Genomic DNA, 21,065 nt, shown 5'->3' with positions numbered 1-21,065 from the left:
CACCCGGTATGACCGATCCCGCGGACCTCGTGCTCACGAACGCGGAGGTCCACAGCCTCGCGGAGCCCGACGAGGTACACGAAGCGCTCGCGATCCGCGACGGCCGGATCGTCCGCGTCGACAGCGCCTACGAGGTCGAGTTCCTCTCGGGCGTCGGGACGGAGGTGATCGACTGCGAGGGCCGCGTCGTCCTCCCCGGGTTCGTCGACGCTCACACCCACATGGAGACGCTCGGCCGGTACCTCGTCTACGCCGACCTCTCGGGCGCGAGCGACGCCGAGGAGTGTCTCGCGCGGTTCGATTCCGGGGAGGAAGGCGAGTGGCTGCTCGGCTTCGGCTACGACGAGAGCGGCTGGCCCGGAGGCGAGTACCTCACCCGAGAGGAGCTGGACCGAGTGAGTACCGACCGGCCGGTCTGTGCGTTCCGCGAGGACATGCACGTCGCCTCGCTCAACTCGGTCGCGATCGAACGCCACGTGGGGGAGATGCCCGACGAGGACGTCGAACTCGGGGATGGGACACCGACCGGGGTGATCGTCGAGGAGGCCGTCGACGTGATCTACGAGGCGGTCGCGCCGGGTCCCGAGGAGACCCGAGAGCTGCTCGTCGCGGCCCAGGAGCGCGCGAACGAACTGGGTGTGACCGCGGTTCACGACATGGTTCGCGATTCCCACGCCCCGCGGGTCTACCGCGAGCTCGACCTCGCCGACGAACTCACCCTTCGCGTCCGGATCAACTACTGGAGCGACCACCTCGACGCGGTACGGGAGGCGGGGCTGTCGACGAACCACGGCAGCGAGTTCGTTCGGACGGGCGCGATCAAGACGTACACGGACGGCAGCTTCGGGGGTCGGACCGCGAAGCTCTCCGAACCGTACTCCGACGGCGAGGGGACCGGACAGTGGGTCGTCGGTCCCGAGCAGCTGGGTGTGCTCGCCGAGGAGGCCGACGGGGCGGGCTTTCAGCTCGCCGCCCACGCGATCGGCGACGAGGCGATCGACGCCTGTCTCGACGCCTTCGAGGGCTGTGCGACGCCGGGCGAGAGACGCCACCGGGTCGAGCACGTCGAACTCGCGAGCGACGAGGCGATCGGGCGATTCGCCGGTTCAGAGATCGTCGCCTCCGTCCAGCCGAACTTCCTCAAGTGGGCCCGGCCGGAGGGTCTCTACGACGCCCGACTCGGGGCCGAACGCCGCGAGGCGACGAACAGGTACAAAGAGCTGCTCGACGCGGGCGCGCCGCTCGCCTTCGGCAGCGACTGCATGCCGCTCGATCCGCTGTTCGGTGTTCACCAGGCGGTCACCGCACCAGCGGAGGGGCAACGGCTCTCGGTCACGGAGGCGCTCAGGGCCTACACCTCCGGCGGAGCGTACGCCGGATTCGACGAAGACCGGATGGGAACGGTCGAGACCGGCAAACTGGCCGACCTCGTCGTTCTGGACGAGTCGCCCTGGGAGGTCGACAGCATCGACGAGGTAGAGGTGGCGCTGACGCTCGTCGACGGCGAGGTCGTCTACGACGGCCGCTGAGCGCTCACTAGGAGGTTCTCGCCGGTCATCACTCCGGGTTTTACCACTCCGAGAAGCGAGAGCAGCGTCGGTGCGAGGTCGGCGAGCGTCCCGCCCTCGCGGATCGCGTAGCCCCCGTCGGTCCCGTCGGGGGCGGTGTAGATCACGGGGACCGGGTTGTACGTGTGGGCGGTGTGCGGGCGCTCCTCGGTTCCCATGTCGTCGGCGTTGCCGTGGTCCGCGGTGACGACGACGTGCGATCCGTGTGCTCGAAGCGTCTCCAGGAGCCGACTCAGCTGTGCGTCGACCGCCTCGCAGGCCGCGACGGCCGCCTCGAAGTCCCCGGTGTGTCCGACCATGTCCGGGTTCGCGTAGTTGAGCACGAGCACGTCCGGGTCCTCCGATTCGATCACCTCACGAGCCGTGTCGGTCACCGCCGGAGCGCTCATCTCGGGCTGGAGATCGTACGTCGGCACGCCCGGACTGGGGACGATCTTCCGAACTTCGCCCGCGAACTCCACCTCGCGGCCGCCGTTCAGGAAGTAGGTGACGTGGGCGTACTTCTCGGATTCGGCGATCCGGAGCTGGGTGTGCCCCTCTCGGGCGAGTACCTCCCCGAGCGTCTCCTCGGGCTGCTGTGGGGGGAACGCGACCGGGAGTCCGAACGTGGCGTCGTACTCCGTCGCGGTGACGAGGTGGATCTCGGGGGTGGTGACCTCGAACCTCCACTCGGGTCGGATGTCCGCGAGCATCCGGGTGAGCTGCCTGCCCCGGTCGCCCCGGAAGTTGAAGAAGACGACCGCGTCACCGTCTCGAACCGCGAGATCGCTTCCGGCCGACCCGTGGTCGGTGCTGTGGCCGTCATCTACACCGACCCCACCTTCGATCAGCGTCGGCTCGACGAACTCGTCGGTCACCTCCCGCTCGTAGGCCGCCTCGACCGCGCCCGGTGCCGAGGGCGCGACGTGCTCGGCCTCGCGGAGGACGATCGCGTCGTATGCCCGCTTCGTCCGCTCCCAGTTTCCGTCTCTGTCCATCGCGTAGTACCTTCCGGAAACGGTCGCGACGTGGCCAGTCCCGTACTCCTCGGCCGCCGCCGAGAGCGCCCGGAGGTACTCCGCGCCGCCGTGTGGGTCGGTGTCCCGGCCGTCGGTGAAGGCGTGCGTGACGGCCGCCACGCCGTTCTCCGCGGCGAGTTCGATCAGCGCGTGCAGGTGTGCCTGATCCGAGTGGACGCCGCCGTCGCTCACCAGCCCCATGAAGTGGAGCCGGCCTCCGGTCGATCGCACGTGTTCGAACGCGCCGGCGATCGCCGGGTTCTCCGCGAGTTCGCCCACCTCGATCGCGTCGTCGATCCGGGTGTACGCCTGGTTGACGACCCGACCGGCGCCGATCGTGAGGTGGCCGACCTCGCTGTTTCCCATCTGTCCGTCCGGGAGGCCGACCGCCCTCCCCGTGGGATCGAGCGTCCCGAACGCACCCTCCTCTCGAATCCGGTCGAAGACGGGCGTCTCCGCCGCCCGTACTGCATCCCGGTGACCCGCGCTCTCCGAGTCACCCGTCCCACTCAACCCCCAGCCGTCCAGGATAACGAGCGCCGCGTCCATACTCCTCACTCCGCTCGCACCCCCAAACCCGCTTCGCTCTCCCGACCGGAGTGTTTTTTTCGCTCCCTCGCCCAGCCACGCCAATGACGCTCGACCCCGTCCACGCACAGGGGATCGTCAGGCTCGCCAGACAGGTCGGTCGCGACGTCGACGACGGCGAGGGGAGGGCGTTCGCCGAGACCGTCTGGGAACGGTTTCTCTCCCCGCTCACCGATGGTTCCGGGCGGGTCGTGCTCGAGCCGATCGGGGAGCAGTACAGGGGCCGTGCGGACTGCGAGGACCTCTCGCTCACCGAACGACCGTTCGAGACGAGCCACGGGGTGGATTCGGGTACCATAAACCCGACGACGTTCAAGAACGGCGTCGTCCTCGACGCGGCACACGCCGCGGTCGGCTCGGTCCCCTCGGATCTCGACACCCACCGCGCGCGGAGCGTCGTCCTCGCGCTGCACTTCGACGACGTCTCGAAACGCTACGGCGGCGGCGGCTGGCGACCCTACGACGAGGGGTTCGCAGAGGAGCGAATCGTCCACGTCCGCGGGATCGACCGCTACACCGAACCCGTCGTCCACGCGCTCGCGCTCTACCTCGCCGAGGGCTATCACGCCCTCCGGTTCGTCGATCGGATCGACGACCTGCTCTACCTCGACGGTCCGCTCTATCCCAAGGGCCTGCTCAACTGGCGGGCCCTCGATTCTCACCTCGAGACCCGCCTCGAAGAGGGCCTCCCCCTGGAAGCAGTCGAGAACTACGTCCACCTGGTCGAGTCAGCGCTCGACAGGGGGGTGCCGCTCGTTGGGTTCGTGAAGAACCCTGCCTCCCGGACGATCACTCGGACGCTCCGTGAGAAGCTCGCGAAGAACGACGAGACCGGGATCGAGACGCGCTGGTCCGACGACACCGGCCTCTTCGTCCGTCTACTCGAACGCCGCGCCGAGGCCGAGCGCCTGCGCGAGGCGCTCACGTTCACCAACTGGTTCCGCTCGCGCTCGGGCGCGGATCGGGCGTTCGCGAGCGACGGCGACGCCCTCGGTATTCGGAGGCGGTACGACCCAGAATCGTACGAGGTAAGCTTCTTCCTGATCTACGACCCCCGCGACGACGTGCTCTACAAGGTCGAAGCGCCCTACGGCCTCACGCGCGAGGAGGGGACGAGAGAGGCGCTCACCCGGCAGGTGCTCTCGGAGGTCGCCGCCCAGCGGGGACCGCCGGAGGCGATCGCGAAGGCCGACGAACTCGCACGGATCAGGAGCGGAGAGAAGAGAGCGATCACGAGGATGATCGAACGCGAGACCGACTCCGAGGCGAGGCGGACCTACGACGACGTCCGGTGGGCCGAGGGCGAGTTCTGAGGCTCGGCCGTCAGAACCGGGGTTCGCCGACAGCTCTCGTGAACCGGCCGCCGCGTGGGACCTGCGAACTACGCACAGCGTCGTACCGACCCAGTCGTAGAACGAGAAACCGGTCTCGGAACACGAACGTCCGACGGATATCGGTTCACCGTTTGATCGACCCCAGTCCCTGTACGGTCGGGAGGTTCCAGCCGTACGTAACCGCAGCGAGTCGTGTCGCGACGGTGACTATCGCACACACCATCGCGGCGGTAGTTCCAGGCGTTCCGACGCTACTCGCTACGAAATACGCGCTCCCGCCCAAGACTGCACAGCTCGCGTAGAAGTCCTCGAAGAGAATGAACGGCGACCGGTCGAGCAGGATGTCTGCAACCGCACCGCCACCGACGGCGTTGATCGTCGCGATAGCGACGACACCGAACGCCGAGACGCCCGTCTCGGTCGCGACGATGGCGCCCGTCGTAGCGAACGCGGCGAGTCCGATAGCATCCGAGACGAGGGTGATCGGATGTGCATCCGGTGAGGTCAGAACGACGCTCAGCGCGATCGCCAACCCGACTCCGAACAGGCCCAGCGCGATCTCGACCGGGGATTGAAGCGCCAGTGGAACCCTCGTTACGAGGAGATCGCGCGTCACTCCTCCAGCGAACGCCATCGCCAGTCCCACGATCGTGATCCCGAACAGGTCGAACTCTTCACGAATCGCCTTGGATGATCCGACGAGTGCGAACGCGACCAGGCCGATCGTGTTCATCACGGCGAACGGATCACCGAACAGTGCCGCGATGAGGTCCACACTCACTGCTCGCGCCTTCGAGAGCGAGTCCCTTGACTACTTCGTATCGGATACCGTCTCTCCTCTCGATTCGGCCGTAGCCGTGATACGCGCGGTGTGAGTCACCTTTCCTCACCGTCTCCTTCACACCACTACCGATGACCCGTCGTCCACACAGTCCGAGACCTCTCTCCGCAACTCCTCGCTTACCGCGCGAGAGACGGGCGTTTCTCCACTTCGAACTCGACTTCTTCCGGGTCGACGCCGACGCGGGCGAACTGCGTGCGGATGTGGTCTTTCGCCGCCGCGACGGCCTGCTCGCGCGTGTCGAAGCCGCGGGGCATCGGCGACTCGAACGCGACGTGGAGTTCTCGTCCGTCGATTCTCTGCACCGTCCCTCCCGACTCGACCTCGTAGAACTCGTCGCAGACCCAGACGTACGGGGCCTCCTCGTTCGGCGCGCCGCTGAAGGTGGGCGAGCGCTCGCCCCGCTCGAAGAGCGTTCCGGTGAGGGCGGTCCCACCCGCGCTCCCGTGGATCAGCAACATCGGACCACCGCCCGGTGGAGGCTGCTGGAGGCGGCGGCCGAGACCGTCGAGCCGGGTCGTCGTCGCGGAGCGTAGCCGGACCGCGGTTCTGCGGGGGACATACACCGAGTACGCCGCGACACCCCAAAAGGACACCGTCGAGCAAGACTTTTGCTCCGCGCACCCATCGCCGGAAACATGACCGATCTCGGTGATTTCCAGGCGTCCGGTTCCGGCGCGTCGGACGGCGAGAACTCGACCCGCTCGACCGACGTCGGAGAGGAGTTCACCGAGTACGAGGCCGAGGCCGTCGGCACCGATCGGGGGATCGGGACGGTCGCGGTCAGCGAGGGCCTCGTGATCGCCGAGGAGGGAGAGGAGTGCCGGATCAGGGCCTACGTGACGACCGGCAACCGCTCGGAGATACGGCTCGGAAGCTACCTTCTCGTGCCGTATCCCGACGGCGAACTGCTCTTCTCGCGGATCACAGCCCTCGAGTACGCCCGGGAGTTCCAGGCCGACGACGCGACCGAGATCCACGCCCGACGGGCGATGCGCCGGACGTGGAACGGCGAGGCCGAGCGCGACTTCAAGTTCGTCGCGACGCTCGAGCCCGTCGCGGTGCTCTACGACGATGGAGGAGAGCTGAAACGGCGGATGACCGACCGGGTCCCGAAGCCGGACGCGGTCGTCCGGCGGGCGACGGACACCGAGGAGATCAAGACCGGACTGAAGATCCCCGAAGAGGGCGTCTTCCTCGGTCACCTCGCGGTCGGGGGTGAACGGGTGAGGACCGCCGCCTCCCCCCCGACGATCGACTATCGACTGAAAGACGACTACGCCGACGGCGACCCGCTGGTGTTCAGACACACGCTCGTCGCCGGCGGCACGGGATCGGGGAAGACCCACAGCACGAAGAACGTCCTCAGACAGTACCTCGGTCGGGAGTACGAGATGGACGACGGTCGGACGCCCGGCCTCGCGGTCGTGCAGTTCGACCCGCAGGACGAGTACGCCCAGATGCACGACGACAACCCGCAGGTAACCGCCGAGCAGGCCCGTGGGTTCGACCGCGAGGGGATCAGTTACGGCGGCTACGACGACACGACGGTGTTCGTCCCGAGCGTGGCGGGAACGAGCTACGAGGCGAGCCACCACGGTGCCGAGCGCGTCGAGTTCACGATCCCGTTCTCGATGGTCCGGTCGAACAAGTGGCTCGTCGCCGGCGCGAGCCTGAACGACAACCAGTACAACGCGCTGACGCACCTGTTAGAGCGCTTTTTCCGCCAGTACGGGAACGGGGGAACCTACGACGAGTTCACGACCTTTCTCGACGATCCGGCGCTCAGGGAGGAACTCGACGAGTCCGGCAGGGTCCACGAGGCGACCTACGACGCGGTGAAACGCCGCGCGTGGGGCTTCGACGCTGTCTTCGACGGCGACGCCCGGCCGATCACCGAGATGGTCCACGAGTTCGTCCGCCCGGGCGGGCTGAGCGTCGTCCCGACCTACCACGTAAACGACAGCCGGGCGACGGAGGTGGTCGTCCTCGCGGTAGCGAGCCTGCTGATCGACGAGAAGCTCTCGAACGACCCCCGGTTCGACCGGATCAAGGAGACGCCGCTCGTGATCGGGATGGACGAGGCGCACAACTTCCTCTCGGGGGCCGACAGTGCACAGGCAGGGCGCGTGATCGGGAAGTTCACCGAGGCGGCGAAACAGGGGAGAAAGGAGCGTCTCGGACTGTTCCTCGTCACGCAGGACCCCCAGGACATCGCCGAGTCGATCTTCAAACAGGTGAACACGAAACTCGTCCTGAACCTCGGTGACGAGGAGGTGATCAGGGCGGTGAACATTCCGGGCAGCTTGGCGGGGAAGGTCCCCTACATGGAGAAGGGCCAGGCGGTCGTCTACTCGCCCGATAACTCCGAACCGGTCGAACTCTGTGGCCTGTCGGTCTGTCTCACCCGCCACGGGAGGGACTGATAGGGATCCTCGTAGCCAACCCGATCGCTCAGGTAGACGTCTCACCGATCTCGTTCGATCCGAAATCGAAGAACGACGAACGTCTCCGACGGTTCCTGTGAGACCGAGGGACGTACCCACGTCCGGTTCCTCCTCACCCAGTGCCGGCGGAGGTCTTCGCCGGCAGTATGAGGTTTTATCGGCCGGGACGTCGAAACCGACCTATGGCGAGTAACGTCCTCGTGGCCGTAGATGGTTCCGAACAGTCGTTCGACGCGCTCGAGTACGCCGCCTCCGAGTTCGGCGACGCGACGATCACCGCCCTCACGGTGCTCGATCCGGCAGAGGTCGGTGCCGGCACCGAGGTCGCGATGGCGGTCAACGCGGACGAGTGGATGGCGACCGCCGAGAAACGCGCCGAGTCACACTTCGAAAAGGCCCGCGGGATCGCAGACGAAACGGGCGTCGACCTCGTGACCGAGACCGAGATCGGTCGTCCGGCGCGAACGATCGTCGAGGTCGCCGAGGAGGGCGGGTTCGATCACGTGGTGATGGGGAGCCACGGCCGCGAGGGCGTCTCGCGCATCCTCCTCGGGAGCGTCGCCGAGTCGGTCGTCCGGCGCTCGCCGGTGCCGGTCACCGTCGTCAGATAGTTCGTGTCGCTCTCCCCAGGGAGGAGACCGAACACCCGTTCGGGCGTGACGTACGAACGAAAGTAGTAATCTAAAACATTGTTTCTAATCGTATATTAAAACGTCTCCTCCCCGCTGCGCGCGTTATGAAACGACACAACCTCTCCGATACACTGATAAATAGTGCTGAAATATGATAAACCCTCGTCAGGGTATATGTGTCACTCCGTGGTACGGTAGGTGAGGTCCCCAGGATGTCGACCCCCTCCATCCCCACCCCGACCGACGACGCACAGACACTAGACCACCGCGCGCTCTCGCGCGCCGCCGTGCGACCGCTCCGAGCGATCGCCTTCTGGAGCGCGATCGCCCTCCCGTTCCTCTACATCCCGCTGCTGTTCGTAGAGGGACTCCAGACGGGCTCGCACATGACCGCCTTCTTCGTCCTCGTCGCCCTCCACGTCGTCTCGGTCGTCGTCGGCCACCGACACGGAAGCGACTGAGTCACGTCTCTTCGTGGAGCAGACAGGCCGCCCCGTGACCCGATCCGATCGGGTACTGCGGCGGAACGCGCTCCTCACACGGCGTCACGAACGCACGTTCGAGCACTGCCCGACCGTGATCGACGTCGCGCTCCGCGAGTGCCGTGATCGCCTCGGAGAGCGTCGCCTCCGCTTCGCGGTCGCCGATCCGCTCCGGGACCCCGAACTCCGAACGGATCGCCGCCGCGACCTCCTCGGTCGGGAGCGTCCTGCCCCCTTCCCCCCCGTCTTCCACCCGGGCTTCGACGAGCCTGTCGACCGCGTCCGCGTCGAACTCCCCCGATACCGTCCCGTCGCGCAGCGTCGCGACCGCCCGCCACGCCGACTGCTCCATCCCGTAGCCCTCGGGCTGGATCAGCGCCGGACATCGGGTCCGGAACCGGCAGCCGGAGGGCGGATTCCTCGGGGAGGGAACGTCGCCCTCGAGCGCGTCGATCCGCCGGCCGTACTCCGAGAGCGCCGCCCGGGGAACGCTCTCCAGGAGCGCCTCGGTGTAGGGATGTGCCGGGGTGTCGAAGATGGCGTCGGTCGGGCCGATCTCGACCAGCTTCCCGAGGTACATGATCGCGACGCGATCCGATATATGTCTCACGACCGAGAGGTCGTGGGCGATGAAGAGGTAGGTCAGCCCGAGTTCGTCCTGGAGATCCGCGAGCAGGTTGAGCACCTGCGCCTGGACCGAGACGTCGAGCGCGCTCACCGGCTCGTCGAGGACGATGAACTCGGGTTCGAGCGCGATCGCACGCGCGATGCCGATGCGCTGGCGCTGGCCGCCCGAGAACTCGTTGGGATATCGGTCGATCTGTCCCGCCGAGAGCCCGACCCGTTCGAGTAACTGCTGTGCTCTGAGCCGACGCAACCCGGCCTTCGACGGCGAGACCTCCACCCGTACACTGTCACCCTCGACGGTCGCGCTGGCCTCACAGCCGCGGGGTGCTTCGACCGACGCCGACCCGCTCTCGATCCGGACCGTGAGCGGGAGTTCGACGTCGATCCCTCCTGCCGGTCGTCCCTCCACCCGATCGCTTCCCGGCGGATCGACGCTCACGTCGACCTCCCCGTCGCCCTCGACGGTGAGGACGGGTTCGACGTCGGCGTCCCCCGGTGTCGTCGGCCAGTCGTGGACGTCGAGCGGCTCTCTGACGATCTGGCCGACGGTCATCCGCGGGTCGAGACTGGAGAAGGGGTCCTGGAAGACGATCTGCGCCCTGGTTCGAAAGACCGAGAGAGCGTCGTCGTCCATCTCAAAGACGTCCTCGCCGTCGAAGAGCACGCTCCCGCCGGTCGCCTCCCGGAGCCTGAGCAGGGTCTCGCCGGTCGTGGACTTCCCACAGCCGGACTCGCCGACGACGCCGAGCGTCTCGCCTGGGAAGACGTCGAAGGAGACGTCGTCGACCGCCCGCACGGGCTCGGTCTCCTCGCCGAAGAGCCGATCGAGCAGCGAGGTATCCGCGTCGTAGTACTTCTCGAGGCGCTTGACGCTGACGAGCGGGCTCTCGGTCGGGGTTTCCTCCGCAGTCTCGGAGCCGACGAACTCGAACTCCGATCCGTCACCGACGTCGCTCCCGGCCCCTTCGACGTCAGTCATCGGCCGGCACCTCCTCCGCCAGCTCCTCGGGCGAGAGCGCGCGCTCGGGCGCGTACTCATCCTCCGCGAGGTAACACTTCGCGCCGTGTTCGTCGTCGATCTGGAACTCCGGGGGCTTCGTGAGACACTCGCGCATCGCCTTCGGACACCGGTCGACGAAGTAACACCGATCGCCCATCTCCGCGGCGATCAGATCCGGGACGTTCCCGGGGATCGGCTGGAGCCGGGGGGAGGGCTCCTCGAGGTCGGGGATCGAGCCGAGCAACCCCTCCGTGTAGGGGTGGACCGAGCGCTCGAAGAGGTCGGAAAGCTCGCCGCGCTCGACGAGTTCGCCCGCGTACATCACGCCCACCCGGTCGCACATCCGGGCGACGACGCCGAGGTCGTGGGTGATCAGGACGATGCTCATCCCCGTCTCTTCCTGCAGGTCCCGGAGCAGGTTGAGGATCTGTGCCTGGATGGTGACGTCGAGCGCCGTCGTCGGCTCGTCCGCGATCAGCACGTCCGGCTCGCCCGCGAGCGCCTGTGCGATCATCGCTCGCTGGAGCATCCCGCCCGAGAACTGGTGGGGGTACTCCTCGGCTCGCGCGGCCGGGTCGGGGATGCCGACCTGCTCGAGCAGCGTCACCGCGCGCTCGTGGCTCCCGTCGGTGACGTACTCGTTCGAGGGGTAGACGAGCGAACTCAGGTACGAGCCGAGGCCGTAGCCCTGGGTCCGCGAGCGGGTCGACCGAGGGTTCGCCCGCGCCCTCCGCTGGACCTCGACCGCCTCCGCGATCTGCTCTCCCACCGTTATCGAGGGGTTGAAACTGCTCATCGGGTCCTGGAAGATCATGCTGAACGCCGAGCCCCGGAGCGCGCGCCGTTCGCCCTTCGAGAGCCGCAGCAGGTCGACGAACCCGCCGTCGACCGCCTCCGGCCGTTTCTCTCCCATCTCCTCGGCGAGATCGGCGTTCCTGTACCAGAGTTCTCCCTCGACGACCCTCCCGGGCGCGTCGACGAGATCGAGCACCGAGAGCGCGGTGACGCTCTTGCCGCTGCCGGACTCGCCGACGATGCCGAAGATCTCACGGGCGCGCACGTCGAAGCTCACCCGCTCGACCGCGTTCACCTGGCCCTCGTCGGTGAAAAACCGGGTCGTGAGATCCCTGACCCGGAGTACCTCCTCAGGCACCGCCACCACCCCCCGTGCCCTCGAGCCCGGGATCGAGCGCGTCGCGCAGCCAGTCCCCCAGGAGGTTGATGCTGACGACGCTCACGACGATCGCGAGCCCGGGCATGCTCGCGATCCACCAGGAGGTCGCGAGCCGGTCACGTCCCTGTGCGATGTCGAACCCCCACGATAGCGTCGTCCCCGAGAAGCCGAGAAACGAGAGCGAGCTCTCTAAGAGGATGATCGCGGCGACCTGGATCGTCGCGAGCACGAGGATCGGCGTGATGCTGTTCGGGAGGACGTGTCTCCTGATGATGTAGCGGTCTGACGCGCCGATCGAGCGGGCTGCTTTCACGTACTCCTCGCCGCGGATCGAGAGCGCCTCGCCACGGGCGATCCGGGCGAACCAGACCCAGTTGACCAGCGCGACGACGAGCGTCACGGTGCCGGGGAAGACGAACCGTTCGGGCCGACCGGAGACGAGGCCGAGTTCGACCCACGGGTCGGGCACCAATAGCCGTCCCGCGCCGAACATGGCGATCAGCGCGATCGCGAGCACCAGCGCCGGAAAGGCGAGCATGATGTCCGCAAAGCGCATCAGGCCGTCGTCGACGCGCCCGCCGTAGTAGCCCGCGACCATCCCGACGGTGACCCCGGAGACGGCGGCCAGCGCCGTCCCGATGATGCCGACGAGCAGCGAGGTCCGCGCGCCGTAGATCACCCGCGAGAGCATGTCCCGGCCGAGCGCGTCGGTTCCCAGCGGGTGGGCGGCCGTCCCCGCGACCTCCTCCTCGACGCGAGTCATCTCGCCGTCGACCATCGCGGTCGTCTCGGTCGTCGTCGAGACCCCCAGTGGCGGCAGGTTCGACCCGGCGAGCTCCTGTGTCGTCGGGTCGTACGGCGCGATGAAGGGCGCGAACAGCGCGACGAGGAAGATGAACACCGCCGTCACGAGCGCGATCTTCGCGAGCAAGCTGTGTTTCAGCTCGCGTTTGAGGTTCCGTTTCGTCCTGTCCGTGAGCATCAGTCGTAGATCACCTGCGGGTTGATCGTCGCGTAGAGCACGTCGACGGCCGTGTTCACGATCACGAACCCGGCACCGATGACGATCAACGAGCCCTGGATGATCGTCCAGTCACGGCTGGTGATCGCGTTGATCACGAGCGTGCCGAGTCCGGGCCACGAGAAGACGAACTCCGTGATCACCGCCCCGCCGATCAAGGTACCCAGTTGGAGGCCGAGGATCGTCACGATCGGGATCAGCGTGTTCCGTAGCACGTGTTTGTACCGGACCAGGGTCTCGGGCAGTCCCTTCGCCCGCGTCGCCCGCACGTAGGACTTGCCGAGTTCGTCGAGCATCCCGCTCCTCGTGAGCCGGACGATCAGCGCCGTGAAGTACGTCCCGAGGGTGAGCGCCGGCAGGATCATGTGCGCGATCCAGGTCCGGACCCCGGTGACCTCGAGCTGGAAGACGAGCAGTTCGAGCGCCGGCAGCAGCCCGATCGGTCGTCTGCTCGTCGGAAGGAGTCCGAGGTTCACCGAGACGATCAGGATGAGCATGATGCCGAGCCAGAAGTTCGGCGTGCTGATGCCCACGAGCGAGAACGAGGTCGCGGCGTAGTCGGCGGGCTTGTGTCTGCGCGTGGCGCTGATCACGCCGAGCGGGATCGAGAAGACGAGCGCGACGAGCGTCGCCGCCACCGCGAGTTCGATCGTCGCGGGCAGTCTGGCGAAGACGCGCACCGCGGCGGGCGTCCCCGAGATGTAGGAGTAGCCCATGTCGCCCTGGAGCAGGCCGAAGAGGTAGTCGACGTACTGTACGTAGATCGGCTGGTCGAGGCCGAGCTCCTGGGCGATCCGTGCCCGGAGCTCGGGCGAGGCGTCGAGCGGGGCGACCGCGTCGACCGGGCTTCCCGGGGTGACGAACCGCAGCGCGAAGACGACGGTGATGACGCCCCAGATGACGAACAGCCCCTGGAGCACTCGGCGGAGGACGAACCGTGCTAGCGACATTCAGTATATCTCGGTGGTAGTTCGCACGCGATGCTACTGCAGACCCATCTCCTTCGCGAGGATGTGTTCGTCCTGTCTGGCCTCCCAGTCGAGCCGGTCGCTGATGCCGTAGACGCTGTACTGACGGTTGAGGAAGACCCACGGCGCCTGCTCGTTGAGGTACTCGTTGGTCTCTCGAAGCGTCTCCTCTCGGGTCTCCTCGTCGGCCTCGTTCTGTGCCTCGTCGATCAGTCCGTAGACCTCCTCGTCGACGAACGCCTGCGTCGCGGTTCCCTCGCCGAACCACGGGATGATCGTCTGGCTCGCGTCGAACGTGGTGTTGCCCCAGCCGATCATGAAGAACTCGGGGGAGGTGTCCAGATCACCGTCTAAGATCTCGTCGGCGAGCGAGCCGAACTCGCGCTGTTCGAGCTCACAGGAGACGTTCGGCAGGTCGTCGATGTAGCCCGAGACCGCCTGTGCGATCTCGATGTCGCCCAGGTAGCGTCCAGCGGGCGCGTGGAGTTCGATCTCCGCATCCGAGTAGCCGCTCTCTTCGACCAGCTCCTCGGCCGTATCGGGATCGTACGGGTACGGCTCGATCTCCTCGTTGTAGCCGACGTAGCCCTCGAGCGTCGGCTGGCCGGTCGGGTCGCCGAAGCCCGCGAGGATCTCGTCGATGATCGTCTCCAGGTCGATCGCGTAGTTCATCGCCTGGCGGAACTCGAGGCTGTCGAACGGCTCGACGTTGTTCCGCATCGGCATGAACAGCACCCGCGTGCTGGGGACCGCCTCGATCCTCGTTCCGTCCTCGTCCTCGACCCGGGGGGCGTCCTGTGGGGGGACGCTCTCGACCACGTCGCTCTCGCCGGCGAGCAGGCTGTTCACTCGCGTGCTCGACTCCGAGGCAGCGTCGTAGACCACCTCCTCGACCTCGACCTCGTCGCCCCAGTAGTCGTCGTAGACGACGAACCGGGCGAACTCGTCCTCGGTGAACTCCTCTAGCCGGTACGGCCCGGTCCCGTTGATGTCCTGGCCGACCTCGTCGCCCGCCTCCTCGACCCACGACTCCTGCATCACCTGGCAGTAGGAGGCGAAGTTGCCGAACACCATCGGGTTCACGCCGTCGGAGGTGACGACCACCGCGTTCTCGCCGTCGGGTTCGGCGTCCACGACGCCCGCGAGCTGGTCGGCCTGCGGGCTCACGATTCCGACGTCGGGGTCGACGACGCGGAGGATGCTGAACGCGACGTCGTCCATCGTCATTTCGTCGCCGTTGTGGAAGGTGACGTCCTCCCTGAACTCGAAGCGGACCTGGCCCTCCTGCTCGTCGATGTACTCCCAGTCGGTGGCCAGCCCCTCCCTGATCGTGCCGTCGGGCTCGCGATCGAGCAGGCCCTCGTACGCCTGGAGGATGACGTTGTCCGTCGGCGTCTCGCGGTGGTCCTGCGGGTCGAGCGTCGAGGCGAACTGTCCCTGTGTGATCGTCACCGAGGCGTCGTCGTCCTCGGTATCGGGGTCGTCGTCGTCGTCCGTGTCCGCGTCGTCGGTGTCGGGGTCGGCGTCGTCGTCCGCGACGTCGTCCGGGTCGTCCGGGTCCTCCCCGTCGAGGCAGCCGGCGAGCATCGCGCTCGCCGTCGCTGCCCCTGCGAACCGAAGGTACGTTCTCCGACCGACCGCCCGACCGCGTCGTTCTGGTGCCATGGAATCTTCTCACACAGTGTACGCAAATAGCTTTCGACTAACGCACGCGAGAGACACGCAGTCACCGCTTCACGGCGGTTTCGCCTCGTTTCACTCGATCTCGGCCCTTGACGTGAATTTTATGCTTGTGGGACGGTATGTGGTAACCATGGCCACCTACGGCCGTCGGTCCCTCCGTGATCGCTTCGACCTGGCGTCGACCCCGCACATCGCCCACCCGCCACGAACCCACCACCGCGACTTCTACGTCGCGACGGACGGCTCGTTCCGCCGTGCGACGGGCGAGGCGGGTCTCGGGGTCGTGATCGAGACGCGAGACGGCGCGCGCGTCGCCCGGCGTGCGCTCTCGACCGTCGCCCCGGACAACAACGTCGCCGAGTACCAGGCGCTCGACCTCGGCCTCGACCTCCTCGCCGCCCACGCGCCGCCCTCGGCTCGCGTCGGCGTCCTCCTGGATCACGACCAGCTCGCGAGCAACGTCAACCTGGCGACGCTCACCCGGCGCCAGCCCGACTGGGAGTCGCTCTCGGAGCTCTGCGTCCCGCCCGCCAGTCAGTCACACTGGCGGTCGATCCGCGCGCGACTCGACTCCTTCGGCGAGCTCCGTGCGGCGGTCCTCGACGGCGGCGAGAACCCGGCCCACCCGCTCGCGAACACCCCAGAGCGCTACGACCACGTCAACCGAGAGCCGGTGCGCCCGACGTCGGCTCCCTCCGTGCAGGTCCCACCGCCCTCCCGCGCCGACCGCCACGCGACCGGTCAGGCCGACGACTGAGAGCGACGGCCGTGCTCGCTTCCCGACGAGCCGGTCCGTGTGGACACTCCCGGGAATCAGTGTCAGTCGTTCGCGTGATAGATCGCCGGCCGATCGAGGTCGCGGTCGCCCACCCGGACCGTCTCGGTCGGCCACTCGTCCGTCGTCGTGAGTACCTCGAACCCCTCCTCGGCGACGAGGACAGTGTCTTCTCCCTTCGCTCCTCTCACCGTAGGGTTCCAGGCGTAGGCCATCGGGAGGTGGACCGCCTCTTCGCCCCCCGGCCTCGCGATCCACTCCCGCCCGGAGAACCCGGCCGCCCCGCCCTGGTGGTGGTGACGCCACTCGTCGGGCCAGCCCACGTCGGCGTACCCCGCCCGGATCGCGTCGAAGACCTCGCCCGCCGTCCCGTCGTCGAGTCCGACCCGGCGGGTGGCCGCGAGCGCCCTCGCTTCGACCTCCGCCGCTGCTCGGTGTCTCTCTGCGAGCCACTCGGGCGGGTCGAACGCTACCGTCCGGGTGAGGCTGGCGAACAGCCCGTCGCGTTCGGTCGTCACGGAGACGAGCGCGTAGTCGCCGACCTCGACGTCGGTCGGGGTGTAGTGACGATAGCGCGGCGCGCGATACCTCCCTCCCACGAGGACGACTGGCGAGTCGATTCCGTGAGCGAAGAGCGCCCCGCGGAGCGACGCCGCGACCTCTCGTTCGGTCGTCTCGGGAGTGACCTCCCGACAGACGCCCTCGACCGCCGCCGCCGCGTCGCGCCCGAGCGACCAGTAGCCGTCGATATCGCGATCGGAGAGCGGCTGACGGAGTGTCGAGGCGTCGATCCGCGTCATCCCCTCGACCTCGAAGTCCGCCGCTGCAGGCGTCGGGGATCGCCTTCTCACCGCCTCCGCGAGCGTCGTCTCGTACCAGGGGAACTCGGTGACCGTGGTCTCGGAAGCGAGTTCCTCCTCTCTCAGCCTGGCGGCCTCGATCGAGTCCGTCACCACCTCCACTCCCGATCCGGTGTAGCCAGCGGCAGCGACGCCGACGCGCTCCCCGCGGCTGACCACGTTGTCACCGCCGGTGAGCCACGCGAAGCTCGCCGGTTCGGCGAACCAGACGGCCTCCAGCTCCCGTTCGTCGAGGTACCGATCGAGACGTTCCTCTCGCATGGCGACCCTGGCACCCGAACGCACACAAACCTGCCGGAGACGGTCGGACAGAGCTAAGTGCGCACCACCCCGAGAACCGGGTATGCGACAGAGGGGACCTCCGTACCGAGGTGTGTGGTCGTGAACGGCCGGCTCCGTTCGCTGCTGCTCGCCACGACGGCGACGACCTCCGCCCTGATCCTGATCGGGATCTACACCGCCGCGGCCGGTGCGGGACTGACCTGCGAGGCGCGCTGGCCGCTCTGTGACGGCGCGGTCTTCGGGCTGTTCCCGGCGAACTGGCCGAGCTTCATCGAGTGGTTCCACCGGCTGATCGCGATGGTCGCCGGCTTCCTGGTGATCGGCGCTGCCTACGGCGCCTGGCGCTGGGAGTCCGATCGCAGAGTACGGCTCTCCGTGACGCTCGCGCTCGTCCTCTTTCCCGTGCAGGCGTTACTCGGCGCGGGGACCGTCCTCCAGTACACGTTCGTCTACCTCACCGCCCACCTCTCGACCGCGCTGGTGATCTTCGCCTCGCTCGCGCTCGCAACGCTCTGGTCCTACGGGGACGACGCCGTCTCCGTCGCCCGCGTCCGATACGCCCTGCTCGCCGTCGTCGGCGCGGTTCCGGTGATGCTCGCGCTCTCGCCGGGACTCTTCTTCGTACACACTCCCGTCGTGCAGGTCGTCTATAACGCCGCCGGCTTGCTCGCGTTCACCGGTTTCGTGGTCGTCGCGGCGTGGAGCGCGCTGCTCTCCGCGAAGGGTCGTCTCGACGCTCTTCGGGTCGTCTCGTCGGTGGGGGCGGTCGTCGTCGGCCTCCAGCTGCTGGTCGGGCGGTTCGTCTATACCGAGCTGATCCAGCTCCTCGACGCGGCGACGCTCGTGGCGACGGCCGTGCTCGCGATCTGCGCGCTCACGCTCGCCTCCCGCGTCGAGCCCCGACGGCCGCGGCTCGCCGAACGGACCTCCTGAGAAACGTGTGGTATGACCCGGGGACGCCGGTGGGTTGGAGTCGATCCGTGCGCGAACGATCAGTAGTAGTAGACGTCGACGTCACTCTCACAGATCGTGCAGTTCGCACGGGTGCCTTTCAGGCGATCGGATGGATGGTGGTGGATGGTCGTGTCGCCGTGAGCGCTCGAGTCGAGTGGAGAGCCACAGCGGGGACAGCACACCGTTACGTCCGACCGGGCCATATCTACGCCCAGGTGAACAGTCACCTTTACTATCACGTCCGTAACGACCGATAAGGCACCGACCAATCGGGATATGATGGGACCTAAACGAAGTCCGAGAGCCCGGACTGGTCGTTCGCGGGTTCCGGTGGGTCGCCGTCGCCATCGCCGGCTCCGTCCTCGGTTCCCGTCTCTCGCTCCGACCGCTCTCCCTCGTCGTCCCCCTCGCGCGCGGGCGCATCGCTCTCCTCTGACTCCTCCGTTCGTTCGCCCGGTTCGAACGCGCCGCCGGAGCCCTCGACGACCGCCTCTCCTCTGCGTTCTGCGGCCTCCTCGACGATCGATTCGACCTTCCTCGTGTCCTTCCCGCTGCCGGTGACGAACGCGACGTGTTCCTCCGCGAGGTCGTACCGTGCGGCCATCGCCACCGTCAGCTCCCGGTTCTTACAGTGATGGGTCATCGTCGAGAGGAACGGGAGGACCTCCCTGCGCGCACTCGCCATGCTGATCCCTCCCGTCTCGGCGATCTTCCTGGCGACGTAGTCCCGCCGATCGCGGGCCGCGCGCGACCGACCGAGCTTCGACCAGTAGCTCGGCGGTCCGTAGCGCGTCCAGCCACCTTTCGGCTCCTGTCGGGCGGCCGCGACGCCGGCGGTCATGTTGTCCGCGGCGTACCGCCAGTAGCTGTAGTTCTGACTCGCCCGCACGCGGCCGAGCCAGACGTCGGCGCGGCCGATCGACTCGTACGCACCCGAGAGCTCTGGCCCCTCGTACACCTTCGGGACGTTGTCCTCGATCCAGTTGATCAGGTCGTCGGGCGTCTCGTCCACCGCGTAAGAGGCGCGTAACGCGCCCTCGGGGCTTTCCTCCTTGAAGAGATCGTCCATGAACTCGAAGATCCCCAGCGATCGATCGCGCTCGCCGGTGACGACCGCCTCGGTGGTGAGTCTCTCGTGGCTCTCGGCGAGCGCCTGGAGGTCGTTCACCGCCGACCGGAGGTCGCCGCTGGTCTGCTCCGCGATCGCCTTCAACGCCTCCTCGTCGTACTCGACGCCCTCCTTCCGGCAGATGTCCCGCAGCACCGGGACGATGGATCTAGAAGATACGTCGCGGAACTCGATCGTCTCGCAGGCGTCCCTGAGCCCGCGGGACATGTCGTAGAACTCGTTGGCGATCAGCACCATCGGCTGGCCCGCCTCCTTCACGAGCCGGGTCACCGCCCGTGCGCCGCCGCGGTCGTAGGTCCCGTGGATGTTGTCCGCCTCGTCGAGGATCACGAGCTTCCTGCCCGCTCCGCCCCCCGTCAACGTTCCGCTCATCGCCGCCTCGCCGGCGACCCGTTCGATGACGTTCGCCGTGCGCTGGTCGCTCGCGTTGAGTTCGATCGTCGGCCAGCCCATGTCCGCGGCCAGCGCGTGCGCGGCCGAGGTCTTTCCTACACCCGGACTGCCGTGGACGATCACCGCCGTCCGGTGGCTCTCCCACGTGTCGGCCCACTCGTAGAGCGCGTCCCGAGCTTTGTCGTTGCCGCGCACCTCCGAGAGCGTCGTCGGGCGGTACGTCTCGGTCCAGTCGGCCATTATCACCCCTAAGTCCGACCCTCGGTTAGGTGTTGCGAACCCCCGTTCTCAAAGCGGCTTTGTCCCTCGTCGTCGTGGTCTTCGCATGGAGGAGTTCGAGTACACCTACACCGGAGGGATGAGCGACGAGGCAGTCGGGCGGCGACTGCGAGAGGCGAACACCGCCACGCTCGCGCTCGCGGAGGGAAACGAGGCCTACGCCATCCCGGTCGCGATCCACTACGAGGAGGACGCTGTCTACCTCCGACTCGCGGTCCAGCCGGGAAGTACGAAACGGGGGTTCCTCGCTGCGACCGACCGCGCCTGCCTCCTCGTCTACGACGACGACCCTCTGGAGGAGTCCTGGAGCGTCCTCGTCAGGGGGCCGATCGAGCCCGCCACCGAGGCCGACCGCGAAACGATCGGGGACGTCGAGACGAAGTTCGTCCCGCTCCGGGTCTTCGGCGAACCGATCGAGGACCTCGAACCGCGGCTGTTCGCGCTCCGCGTCGAGACGATAACGGGAAGGACAGCCTGATCCGCACTCACAGCTCCCTGGCGACCATCTCCCCCCAGTGTTCGAAGCCGTGGCGGGCGTAGAACGCTCGCGCGCGCTCGTTCGCCCGATCGACGTCGAGGACGATCCTGTCGAGGGGGAGGTCCTGTTCGCGCGCGACCGCGTAGGCCGCCTCGATCAGCTCGTCGGCCACGCCGGTTCCCCGGTGCTCGGGATCGACGTAGAGTTCGTTTACCACTGCGGAGTCCCAGATCAGCGAGAGCTCTCCGGGGAGGACGAAGACGTAGCCGACGACGTCCTCCTCGACGGCGACGGCCACACAGCCGGGGTCGTCCGCGACGCACCGATCGACCCACGCGAGATACCGCTCCCTGTACCGGTCGGTGAGTTTCCCCTCGTACGTCTCGGTCTTCGCGTCGTCTCCGGTACCTGACCCGAGGCCGAGTTCGAACGCACGCTTACACGCCCACAGCCCTTCACGGTCCCGCTCCGGGTCGTACGGCCTGTACTCCATGCGGTCGTCTCCGTTCGCCGTCGTCAAGGCCTTCCCGTTCCCGGCGATCGTCGACCCGG

Annotated in this window: 19 protein-coding genes; 8 read left to right on the top strand and 11 right to left on the bottom strand. The window is 67.5% G+C overall.

The annotated features are described in order from the left end of the window. Positions 1 to 8: 8 nt before the first annotated feature. Positions 9 to 1,529 carry an amidohydrolase gene (locus tag V2L32_RS17180; RefSeq protein ID WP_331233760.1) on the top strand — a complete coding sequence of 507 codons (1,521 nt, stop codon included), beginning with the start codon at positions 9 to 11 and terminating at the stop codon, positions 1,527 to 1,529. Here V2L32_RS17180 and gpmI read toward each other — a convergent pair. Beyond that, positions 1,514 to 3,115, bottom strand: coding sequence for a 2,3-bisphosphoglycerate-independent phosphoglycerate mutase (gene gpmI, locus V2L32_RS17175; RefSeq protein ID WP_331233758.1), 1,602 nt, complete (start codon positions 3,113 to 3,115; stop codon positions 1,514 to 1,516). The genes V2L32_RS17180 and gpmI overlap by 16 nt on opposite strands. Before the next feature lie 83 nt (positions 3,116 to 3,198). Between gpmI and V2L32_RS17170 the strand changes: the two genes are divergently transcribed. Next, positions 3,199 to 4,467: a DNA double-strand break repair nuclease NurA gene (locus V2L32_RS17170; protein WP_331233757.1), complete on the top strand. Its 1,269-nt coding sequence runs from the start codon at positions 3,199 to 3,201 to the stop codon at positions 4,465 to 4,467. Between the two features lie 145 nt (positions 4,468 to 4,612). On the opposite strand, the gene V2L32_RS17165 is transcribed toward V2L32_RS17170, so the two are convergent. Then, entirely contained in the window at positions 4,613 to 5,269 is a 657-nt protein-coding gene (locus V2L32_RS17165) for a trimeric intracellular cation channel family protein (protein WP_409348383.1), read from the bottom strand. Between the two features lie 179 nt (positions 5,270 to 5,448). Next, entirely contained in the window at positions 5,449 to 5,790 is a 342-nt protein-coding gene (locus V2L32_RS17160; protein ID WP_331233756.1) for a DUF7113 family protein, read from the bottom strand. Between the two features lie 177 nt (positions 5,791 to 5,967). Between V2L32_RS17160 and V2L32_RS17155 the strand changes: the two genes are divergently transcribed. The 3 genes from V2L32_RS17155 to V2L32_RS17145 all read left to right on the top strand — a co-directional run bounded on the left by V2L32_RS17155 (position 5,968) and on the right by V2L32_RS17145 (position 8,869). Further along, on the top strand, positions 5,968 to 7,755 hold the full coding sequence (locus tag V2L32_RS17155; RefSeq protein WP_331233755.1) for an ATP-binding protein: 1,788 nt from the start codon (positions 5,968 to 5,970) through the stop codon (positions 7,753 to 7,755). Between the two features lie 203 nt (positions 7,756 to 7,958). Further along, the gene (locus tag V2L32_RS17150; protein WP_331233754.1) at positions 7,959 to 8,387 is read left to right on the top strand and encodes a universal stress protein; all 429 of its coding nucleotides are present in this window, start codon (positions 7,959 to 7,961) and stop codon (positions 8,385 to 8,387) included. A gap of 233 nt (positions 8,388 to 8,620) precedes the next feature. Beyond that, a complete protein-coding gene (locus tag V2L32_RS17145; RefSeq protein WP_331233753.1) occupies positions 8,621 to 8,869 on the top strand; it encodes a hypothetical protein in 249 nt (82 codons plus the stop codon). A 1-nt stretch (position 8,870) separates the two neighbouring features. Here V2L32_RS17145 and V2L32_RS17140 read toward each other — a convergent pair whose 3' ends face one another. Genes V2L32_RS17140 through V2L32_RS17120 form a run of 5 tightly spaced genes read right to left on the bottom strand, consistent with a single transcriptional unit; the run spans position 8,871 to position 15,345 of the window. Beyond that, positions 8,871 to 10,496: an ABC transporter ATP-binding protein gene (locus V2L32_RS17140; RefSeq protein WP_331233752.1), complete on the bottom strand. Its 1,626-nt coding sequence runs from the start codon at positions 10,494 to 10,496 to the stop codon at positions 8,871 to 8,873. After that, positions 10,489 to 11,670 (bottom strand): ABC transporter ATP-binding protein, encoded by a 1,182-nt coding sequence (locus V2L32_RS17135; RefSeq protein WP_331233751.1) that lies wholly within the window; start codon positions 11,668 to 11,670, stop codon positions 10,489 to 10,491. The genes V2L32_RS17140 and V2L32_RS17135 overlap by 8 nt, the downstream gene beginning before the upstream one ends. Beyond that, the gene (locus V2L32_RS17130) at positions 11,663 to 12,673 is read right to left on the bottom strand and encodes an ABC transporter permease (protein ID WP_331233749.1); all 1,011 of its coding nucleotides are present in this window, start codon (positions 12,671 to 12,673) and stop codon (positions 11,663 to 11,665) included. Before V2L32_RS17130 ends, V2L32_RS17135 begins: the two co-directional genes overlap by 8 nt. Continuing rightward, positions 12,673 to 13,662: an ABC transporter permease gene (locus V2L32_RS17125; protein ID WP_331233748.1), complete on the bottom strand. Its 990-nt coding sequence runs from the start codon at positions 13,660 to 13,662 to the stop codon at positions 12,673 to 12,675. Before V2L32_RS17125 ends, V2L32_RS17130 begins: the two co-directional genes overlap by 1 nt. A gap of 33 nt (positions 13,663 to 13,695) precedes the next feature. Beyond that, complete coding sequence (locus tag V2L32_RS17120) at positions 13,696 to 15,345, bottom strand: ABC transporter substrate-binding protein (RefSeq protein ID WP_331233747.1); 1,650 nt, start codon at positions 15,343 to 15,345, stop codon at positions 13,696 to 13,698. A gap of 148 nt (positions 15,346 to 15,493) precedes the next feature. On the opposite strand from V2L32_RS17120, the gene V2L32_RS17115 reads away from it, so the two are divergent. Beyond that, a complete protein-coding gene (locus tag V2L32_RS17115) occupies positions 15,494 to 16,120 on the top strand; it encodes a reverse transcriptase-like protein (RefSeq protein WP_331233746.1) in 627 nt (208 codons plus the stop codon). 62 nt (positions 16,121 to 16,182) lie between these two features. Here the strand turns inward: V2L32_RS17115 and V2L32_RS17110 are convergent, their stop codons facing one another. Further along, a complete protein-coding gene (locus V2L32_RS17110) occupies positions 16,183 to 17,259 on the bottom strand; it encodes a M24 family metallopeptidase (protein WP_331233745.1) in 1,077 nt (358 codons plus the stop codon). A 120-nt stretch (positions 17,260 to 17,379) separates the two neighbouring features. On the opposite strand from V2L32_RS17110, the gene V2L32_RS17105 reads away from it, so the two are divergent. After that, the gene (locus V2L32_RS17105) at positions 17,380 to 18,213 is read left to right on the top strand and encodes a COX15/CtaA family protein (RefSeq protein WP_331233744.1); all 834 of its coding nucleotides are present in this window, start codon (positions 17,380 to 17,382) and stop codon (positions 18,211 to 18,213) included. Positions 18,214 to 18,520: 307 nt separating this feature from the next. Here the strand turns inward: V2L32_RS17105 and V2L32_RS17100 are convergent, their stop codons facing one another. Beyond that, a complete protein-coding gene (locus tag V2L32_RS17100; RefSeq protein WP_331233743.1) occupies positions 18,521 to 19,996 on the bottom strand; it encodes a replication factor C large subunit in 1,476 nt (491 codons plus the stop codon). 85 nt (positions 19,997 to 20,081) lie between these two features. On the opposite strand from V2L32_RS17100, the gene V2L32_RS17095 reads away from it, so the two are divergent. Next, entirely contained in the window at positions 20,082 to 20,513 is a 432-nt protein-coding gene (locus V2L32_RS17095; RefSeq protein ID WP_331233742.1) for a pyridoxamine 5'-phosphate oxidase family protein, read from the top strand. Between the two features lie 7 nt (positions 20,514 to 20,520). Here V2L32_RS17095 and V2L32_RS17090 read toward each other — a convergent pair whose 3' ends face one another. Continuing rightward, entirely contained in the window at positions 20,521 to 21,006 is a 486-nt protein-coding gene (locus V2L32_RS17090; RefSeq protein ID WP_331233741.1) for a GNAT family N-acetyltransferase, read from the bottom strand. Between the last annotated feature and the right edge of the window lie 59 nt (positions 21,007 to 21,065).

Origin of the sequence: Halalkalicoccus sp. CGA53 (assembly GCF_036429475.1) — an archaeon.
In the GTDB taxonomy this organism is placed as follows: Archaea; Halobacteriota; Halobacteria; order Halobacteriales; family Halalkalicoccaceae; genus Natronorarus; species Natronorarus salvus.
This window is presented reverse-complemented; position numbering and strand designations above follow the sequence as displayed.